Origin of the sequence: Dietzia sp. B19, assembly GCF_014145155.1 — a bacterium.
In the GTDB taxonomy this organism is placed as follows: domain Bacteria; phylum Actinomycetota; class Actinomycetes; order Mycobacteriales; family Mycobacteriaceae; genus Dietzia; species Dietzia natronolimnaea.
Genome location: NZ_JAALED010000183.1, coordinates 1 through 1,201, shown reverse-complemented (window position 1 = coordinate 1,201; position 1,201 = coordinate 1). Strand labels below are relative to the sequence as shown.

The following is a 1,201-nucleotide window of genomic DNA, read 5'->3' as shown; positions in this document are numbered from 1 at the left end:
GGGGCTGCGCGCCCTGGCGGCCGGCGACCCCGGCCCCGGCGTCTTCAGCGCGGACGCCCCCGCCGGCACCGGTGACGTCTGGGTGTTCTCGGGCTTCGGTGCCCAGCACCGCAAGATGGCCAAGGAGCTGTACCTGTCCAACCCGCTGTTCGCCTTGTGCCTGGACGCGGTGGACGAGCTCATCGACTTCGAGGCCGGCTACCGGATGGTCGAGATGTTCCTCGACGACTCGGTCACCTACGAGGTGGAGAACGCGCAGGTCGGCATCTTCGCCGTCCAGGTCGCGCTGGTCGACACGCTCAAGGCGCTCGGCGCCAAGCCCGAGGCCGTGATCGGCCACTCGATGGGCGAGGTCGCCGCCGCCTATGCGGCGGGCGGGCTGAGTCTCGAGGACGCGGTGCGGGTGATCTGCGTCCGCTCGCGCCTCATGGGCGACGCCGAGCAGCAGGTCTCCGACGAGGACGCCGGCGCCATGGCGCTGGTCGAGTACTCGGCCGAGGAGATCGCGCAGATCATCGCCGACAACCCGCAGTTCGCCTCGATCGAGCCCGCGGTCTACGCCGCGCCCACCCACACCACGGTCGGCGGCCGCGCCAAGCCCGTGGCCGAGTTCGTGGCCTGGGTCGAGGAGCAGGGCAAGTTCGCCCGCCAGCTCCAGGTCCGCGGGGCCGGGCACACCTCCGACGTCGACATGCTGCTGGGTGAGCTCGCCGCCGAGATCGCGGGCCTGGAGCCTCGCGAACTCCGATCCGGCCTGTTCTCCTCCGTGGACAAGGAGACCTTCTACCGCGCCGGCCACGAGCCGATCCACGCCGAGGAGTACTGGGTCAAGGGCATGCGGCACTCGGTGTGGTTCACCCACGCCGTGCGCAAGGCCGTCGAGGCCGGGTACGTGACGTTCCTGGAGTTCGCGCCCAACCCGGTCGCCGCGATGTCCGTGGCGGCGACCTGCTTCGACGCCGGCCTGATGGAGCCCAACCTGCTCCACACGCTCAAGCGCAAGGAGTCCGAGGCCGACACCCTGCTCCACGCGATCGCCCAGCTCTATGTCCACGGCCACGAGGTCAACATGGACCAGGTCGTGGAGATGCTGCACGGCTACGTCACCGGTCCCGGTCGCTACGCCGCGGTGCCGGGCACGGCGTGGAAGCGACGGACGCTGTGGCCGACCGTCACCGCCGGTGGCGGGTCGGGCGAGGGC

At 70.9% G+C, this 1,201-nt stretch carries 1 protein-coding gene; it reads left to right on the top strand.

What is annotated here, in order from left to right; genetic code table 11:
- A partial coding sequence (locus tag G6020_RS06395) for an acyltransferase domain-containing protein (RefSeq protein WP_182610045.1) occupies positions 1-1,201 on the top strand: 1,201 nt, incomplete at both ends.